Here is a 6,313-nt window from a genome sequence, read left to right on the forward strand (position 1 = left end):
CTCGCCGCCGACGACGAGTTCGACGCGGGGCGGCTGCGCCAGCTCACGCCGTCCGGGGCCGCGCAGCTCGCCGCCCAGGCCGGCTCGGCCGTCCTCACCCACCACCGGCTCACCGAGGAGCACGTGCTGATCAGCGCCGACGGCCGGGTCCGCGCGGTCCTCGACTGGACCGGCGCGGTCCTGGGGGACCCCGCCGAGGACATCGCCGCCCTCGCCACGTCCGTCGGCGCCCCGGCCGCCGTCCGCGCCGCCACCCTCGCCGGGTACGGCCCCCGCCCCTGCCTGCGCGGCCTCTGGCTCGCCCGCTGCGACACGGTGATCGTCCTGACGGAGCACCTGGACACCCCGGCGGCGGGTCCCCTGCACGCGGCGCTGCTCCGGGCGTGGGAGCCGATCATGCTGGAGCGGGTCACGGAGCTGAAGGACGACGAGTAGGGGTGCCGGCCGGGCTCGGGCGCGCGGCGAGCGTCCACCTGCCGGGCACCCCCCCCGGGCCTCCGCCCTCACCGCCGGCGGCAGCCTACGGCTGTGACAGCACCACGCAGGACTCGCCCGGTACCTCGAGCATCCCGTCCGGGCCCGGCGGCTCCACCGACTCGTCCCACGCGGCCAGGATCTCCAGCTGGCCCGTGCCCAGGGGGATGCCGGCCGGCTCCTTGCCGAGGTTGACCGCGACGCGGATGTCGCCCCGGCGGAAGGCCAGCCAGCGGGCGGACTCGTCGTAGGCGACCTTGGTGTCCGCGAGGTCGGGCACGGTGAGGTCGGGGCGGTCGTGGCGGAGGGCGATGAGGCGGCGGTACCAGGCGAGGACGCGGGCGTGGGGATCGCGCTCCGGCTCGGACCAGTCCAGACAGGAGCGGTCGCGGGTGGCGGGGTCCTGGGGGTCGGGCACGTCCTCCTCCGCCCAGCCGTGGGACGCGAACTCCCGCCGCCTGCCCCGCCGAACGGCCTCGGCCAGCTCGGGGTCGGTGTGGTCGGTGAAGTACTGCCAGGGGGTGCCGGCCGCCCACTCCTCGCCCATGAACAGCATCGGGGTGAGCGGCGAGGTCAGGGTGAGGGTTGCCGCGCAGGCCAGCAGGCCGGGGGAGAGGGTGGCGGCGAGACGGTCGCCCTGGGCGCGGTTGCCGACCTGGTCGTGGGTCTGGCTGTACCCCAGCAGCCGGTGCCCGCTCAGCCGGGCCCGGTCCAGCGGGCGGCCGTGGGCCCGGCCCCGGAAGCTGGAGTAGGTGCCGTCGTGGAAGTAGCCGCCGGTCAGGGTCTTGGCCAGCGCGGCGAGCGGGGCGCGGGCGAAGTCGGCGTAGTAGCCCTGGGACTCGCCGGTCAGGGCGGTGTGCAGGGCGTGGTGGAAGTCGTCGTTCCACTGGGCGTGCAGGCCGAGACCGTGCTCGGTGCGCGGAGTGATCATCCGGGGGTCGTTGAGGTCGGACTCCGCGATCAGGAACAGCGGGCGGCCCACCTCCTCGCCCAGGGCGTCGACCGACTCCGACAGCTCCTCCAGGAAGTGCCGGGCGCGGTCGTCGTGCAGGGCGTGCACCGCGTCCAGGCGGAGCCCGTCGAGGCGGTAGTCCCGCAGCCAGGCCAGGGCGCTGTCCCGGAAGTAGGCACGCACCTCGTCCGAACCGGGCGCGTCCAGGTTCACGGCGGCACCCCACGGCGTCTGGTGCGTCTCCGTGAAATACAGCCCGAACGCGGGGAGTTGGTTGCCGGACGGGCCGAGGTGGTTGTGGACCACGTCCAGCACCACGCCGAGGCCCAGTTCGTGCGCCCGGTCCACGAACCGCTTCAGCGCCTCCGGCCCGCCGTACGGCTCGTGCACCGCCCATGGCGCGACCCCGTCGTACCCCCAGCCGTGCCGGCCGGGGAAGGAGGACAGCGGCATCAACTCGACATGGGTGATGCCCAGTTCCTTCAGATGGCCGAGGCGCTCGGCGGCCGCGTCCAGTGTGCCCTCGGGGGTGTACGTGCCCACGTGCAGCTCGTACAGCACCGCGCCCGGCAGCCCGCGCCCCGGCCAGTCGGCGCGCCACGCGTACCGCTCCTGGTCGACGACCGCGCTCAGCCCGTCCGGGCCGTCCGGCAGGCGGCGCGAGCGCGGGTCGGGCAGGACTGGACCGTCGTCCAGCGCGAAGCCGTACCGCGCCCCGTCCGCCGCGTCCGCCTCCGCCGTCCACCAGCCCGTCCGCTGCGGATCGGGTTCCATCGCCCGCGTGGCGCCCTCGCACTGGAGCGTGACCCGGTCTGCCTGTGGTGCCCACACCTCGAACTTCACGGACGGTTCCCCTTCGTCTGCTCACCGTGATGCAGTCGGTCCATCGTGCCGCGAATTCGATCAATCCGCTTTCGAATCGTGGCTTTCCGCCCGGGTGTCGCGGAAGTGGGCGGTCGCGGGCGCCGGTTGTCTCGTCTGGACACCTCGGGGTGCGCTGCCCGACAATCACGAACGTGACGTCGTCCTTCGAATTCCCCGTGTATCCCGTACGGGTCTCCGACGCCGAACGCGACAAGGCGCTGCGGGTACTGCGGGACGGCGTCGCCCTGGGCAAGCTGTCGCACGACACGTTCGTGCACCGCATGGAGCTGGCCCTCGCCGCGCGCAGCCCCCGCGAACTCGCCGTGCTCACCGCCGACCTCAAGGACGGCAACCGGCTCAGCCGCGCGCTGTTCGGCACCGTGGAGGCCGTGTCGGGCTTCGGCGTCCGGCTGAGCCGGGCCTGGCGTGCCGAGCGGCTGCCCAAGCTGCTGCTGCCCCACCCCACGCACGGCCACCCGCTGCGCATCGGCCGCGACCCGGCCAGCGGGCTCCGGCTCAACCACGACACGGTGTCCCGTGTGCACGCCGAACTCCGCTACCAGGGCGGCATGTGGGTGCTGCGGGACCTCGGCTCGACCAACGGGACCACGGTGAACGGGCGCCGCGTGCTGGGTGCCGTGGCGGTGCGCGAAGGGGACCTCGTCGGCTTCGGCAGGGTCTCCTACCGGCTCGCGGCGGACTGACACGCCGGGACCGAACTGGTGTACCCGTGTCCGGCCTCGTGGCTGCCGTTCGGCTGAACCGGGCCGGCGCGGCCCGGCCGACGTGCCGATGCACCGGGCATGAACCGTCTGACCCGCACGGCGGCGCTCGCCGCCGCCCTCATGGCCACCTGTCCGCTCGCTCCCGGCACCGCGGCGCACGCGGCGACGGGTGACGTGTTCGCCCTGGAGGGCTGACGACAAGGCCGGGTGGCGCGCCCCCCCACGTCCTTCTGCCACCCGGCCCCGCCCACTCGCTCAGCCCACGTCGCCCGCTGCGTCCACCCGCTCCAGCAGCCCCACCGGCAGCGCGGAGAACAGCTCCTCCGCGCCCACCTGGCCGGTGAACTCGCGGTCCGGGGCGAGGACGTCCCGCCAGCGGCCGGGCGGCAGCGGGAGGTGGGTGTCGCGCCAGCCGCCCGCCTCCTCCAAGTGCACCGAGAGCCGGGTCACCGCCGTGATCACCTCGCCGGAGCGGGAGAACGCCAGCACATGCTCGGCCGACGGCCCCTCGGCGAGCAACGGGGCGTACGTGCCCGCCGTGCCGAAGATCTCCGGCCGGCGCGCCCGGAGCCGGAGCGCCGCCCTGGTCAGCGCCTCCTTCTCACCAGGCGCGGCCGGCGGGAAGGGCACCGGTCGCCGGTTGTCGGGGTCCACCAGCGCCCGGTACTCGCTCTCCGTCCCCTGATACAGGTCCGGCACTCCCGGCATCGTCAGGTGCACCAGCGCGGTACCCAGCACGTTGGCCCGGATGTGCGGCTCCAGCCCCTTGCGGAAGGCGGCCACCCGCTCACCGGGCGGCCCGCAGGGGCCGGCGGCGACGAACGCGGCCACCGCGTCCTCGTACGGCGCTTCCTGCTCGGTCCAGCTCGTGTACATGCCCGCCTCGCGGACGTGCTTCAGCAGCGCCTCGCGTACCCGTTCCTCCTCGGCCGGGCCCAGTCCGAACACCGTCTGCCAGGCCGCCCAGGCCAGTTGGCCGTCGGGGACCACCTCCGCTTCCCGGCTCACCTCGGCGAGCAGCTTGGCCCAGCGGCCGGGGCACTCGGTGAGCACGTTCAGCGCCGCCCGGACGTCCGCGCTTCGTTTGGTGTCGTGCGTGGTGACCACCGTGCCGGTGGCCGGCCAGTGGCTCGCCAGCCGGGCGCAGTAGGCGTGGAACTCCGCCGGGGAGACGCCCATCCGGCCCGGATCGCCGCCGACCTCGGTCGCCGACAGCAGCGGGACGTAGCGGTAGAACGCCGTGTCCTCCACCGACTTGGCCCGCAGCGCCGACGCGGTCTGCGCGAACCGGCTGCGGAACTCGGTGAGTTCGGGCAGCATGCCGTCGTCCGGGCCGATCAGCAGCCCGCGCACCAGGTCGACCGCGTCGGCCTCCTCCGCCACCGCGAACGCCCGCCGGGCCTCCGCGGCCGCCTCCTCGGTGACGACGGCGGCGGCGTCCTCGGAGGTGTACGGCCGGTAGACGGGCATCCGGACCAGCAGCTCCTCCAGGGCCGTGCGCAGCGCCCAGGGCGCCCGGTCGCGCAGCGCCAGGTCCGGGGAGGCGGCGCAGACCCGGACCGCAGAGCGGGTGAGCCGGTCGGCCTCGGCGGCCAGCTCATGGGTGAGCACCTTGTACGCGGCCCGCCGCACCGTGGCGTCCCAGTCGCCGCCCCGGTCGAGCTGCGGGGCCGCGAACGCCCGGTAGTGGGCCTCGAGTTCGGCGGCGCCGGCCGGACCGGTGAACACCCCGTCGACGCGGCGCAGGGCGTCGTAGCCGGTGGTGCCCGCGACGGGCCAGGAGGCCGGGAGCTGCTCCTCGTCGGCGAGGATCTTCTCCACCACCGTCCAGCGGCCACCGGTCGCCTCGTCCAGCCGGGCCAGGTAGGCGTCGGGGTCGGCCAGGCCGTCCGGGTGGTCGATGCGCAGGCCGTCGATCACGTCCTCGGCGAGCAACTGGAGGATCTTGCCGTGGGTGGCGTCGAAGACCTCGGGGTCCTCCACCCGTACCCCGATCAGCTCGGAGATGCTGAAGAAGCGCCGGTAGTTCAGCTCGGTGCGGGCCAGCCGCCACCACACCGGGCGGTACCACTGGGCGTCCAGCAGCTCGGGCAGCGGCAGGCCCTCGGTGCCGGAGCGCAACGGGAAGAAGTGGTCGTGGTAGCGCAGCAGCTCGCCGTCGGCCACCAGGTGCTCGCGCTCGGCACTGATGGGCCCGCCGAGCACCGGCAGCAGCACCTGGCCGCCGCGCGAGGCCCAGTCGATGTCGAACCAGCGCGCGTACGGTGACTCGGGCCCCTCGCGGAGCACCTCCCACAGGGCCCGGTTGTAGCGGGGGGCCATCGCCATGTGGTTGGGCACGATGTCCACCACCAGGCCGAGCCCGTGCTCCCGCGCGGTGCGCGACAGCGACCTGAGCCCGTCCTCGCCGCCCAGCTCCGCGCGCACCCGCGTGTGGTCCACGACGTCGTAGCCGTGGGTGGAGCCGGGGACGGCCTCCAGGACGGGGGACAGATGCAGGTGCGAGACGCCCAGCGACGCCAGATGGGGCACGGCCGCCTCGGCGGCGGCGAAGGGGAACGAGGGCTGGAGCTGTAGGCGGTAGGTGGCCGTGGGCACCCCTGGTCCGGGTCGCACTGAAGTCATGCAGAGCTACGTACCCCGCCTGCCGCTCTTCGTGTCATCCGCCGGGGCATCCGGCCCGGGACGGCCCACACGAACCGGACAGCCGGGGACACGGCGGCTCCCGTGTCCCCGGCCGGGCGCGCTACGCCGGGCGCTGGAGCACGGTCAGGCTGCGGTCCGGCAGGGTGAGGCGCTCACCGGCCGCCACCTTCGGACCCGTGCCCGGCGGCACCCCCTCGGGCCGGGCGGTGTCCACGACCACCTGCCACTGCCTGCCGTGGTCCACCGGCACCAGGAAGTCCAGCGGCTCGTGCGAGGCGTTGAACATGAGCAGGAACGAGTCGTCCGCGATCCGCTCCCCGCGCGGACCCGGCTCGGAGATGGCGTTGCCGTTCAGGAACACCGCCAGCGCGGAGGCGGGCGCCGAGTCCCAGTCGGCCTGGGCCATCTGCTCGCCCTCCGGCGTGAACCAGGCGACGTCCGAGAGCTCGTCCCGGGTGCCCTCCACCGGGCGCCCGTGCAGGAAGCGGCGGCGCCGGAACACCGGGTGCTCGCTGCGCAGCCCCACCATCGCGCGGGTGAACTCCAGCAGCGCGGCCCGCTCGTCGTCCCCTTCCGCTTCCTCCGGTTCGGGCCAGTCCACCCAGGAGATCTCGTTGTCCTGGCAGTAGGCGTTGTTGTTGCCGCGCTGGGT

General features: G+C 74.4%; 4 protein-coding genes and 1 pseudogene. 2 read left to right on the forward strand and 3 right to left on the reverse strand.

Features of this window, described 5'->3' with window-relative positions; genetic code table 11:
* On the forward strand, window positions 1-435 hold a 435-nt coding region (locus GT030_RS09735), incomplete at its 5' end, for a phosphotransferase (protein WP_161200755.1).
* 85 nt (window positions 436-520) lie between these two features.
* Here the strand turns inward: GT030_RS09735 and treZ are convergent.
* Window positions 521-2,269 carry a malto-oligosyltrehalose trehalohydrolase gene (gene treZ, locus GT030_RS09740; RefSeq protein ID WP_161200756.1) on the reverse strand — a complete coding sequence of 583 codons (1,749 nt, stop codon included), beginning with the start codon at window positions 2,267-2,269 and terminating at the stop codon, window positions 521-523.
* A gap of 173 nt (window positions 2,270-2,442) precedes the next feature.
* Here treZ and GT030_RS09745 point away from each other — a divergent pair, with 173 nt between their 5' ends.
* Complete coding sequence (locus GT030_RS09745; RefSeq protein ID WP_161200757.1) at window positions 2,443-2,994, forward strand: FHA domain-containing protein; 552 nt, start codon at window positions 2,443-2,445, stop codon at window positions 2,992-2,994.
* A gap of 276 nt (window positions 2,995-3,270) precedes the next feature.
* Here GT030_RS09745 and treY read toward each other — a convergent pair whose 3' ends face one another.
* Both treY and GT030_RS09755 read right to left on the reverse strand, forming a co-directional pair.
* The gene (gene treY, locus GT030_RS09750) at window positions 3,271-5,640 is read right to left on the reverse strand and encodes a malto-oligosyltrehalose synthase (RefSeq protein WP_202459910.1); all 2,370 of its coding nucleotides are present in this window, start codon (window positions 5,638-5,640) and stop codon (window positions 3,271-3,273) included.
* A 121-nt stretch (window positions 5,641-5,761) separates the two neighbouring features.
* Window positions 5,762-6,313: pseudogene (locus GT030_RS09755) on the reverse strand (glycogen debranching enzyme); the annotation flags it as partial.

The organism is Streptomyces sp. SID1328, from assembly GCF_009865595.1.
GTDB classification, from domain to species: Bacteria; Actinomycetota; Actinomycetes; order Streptomycetales; family Streptomycetaceae; genus Streptomyces; species Streptomyces griseoluteus.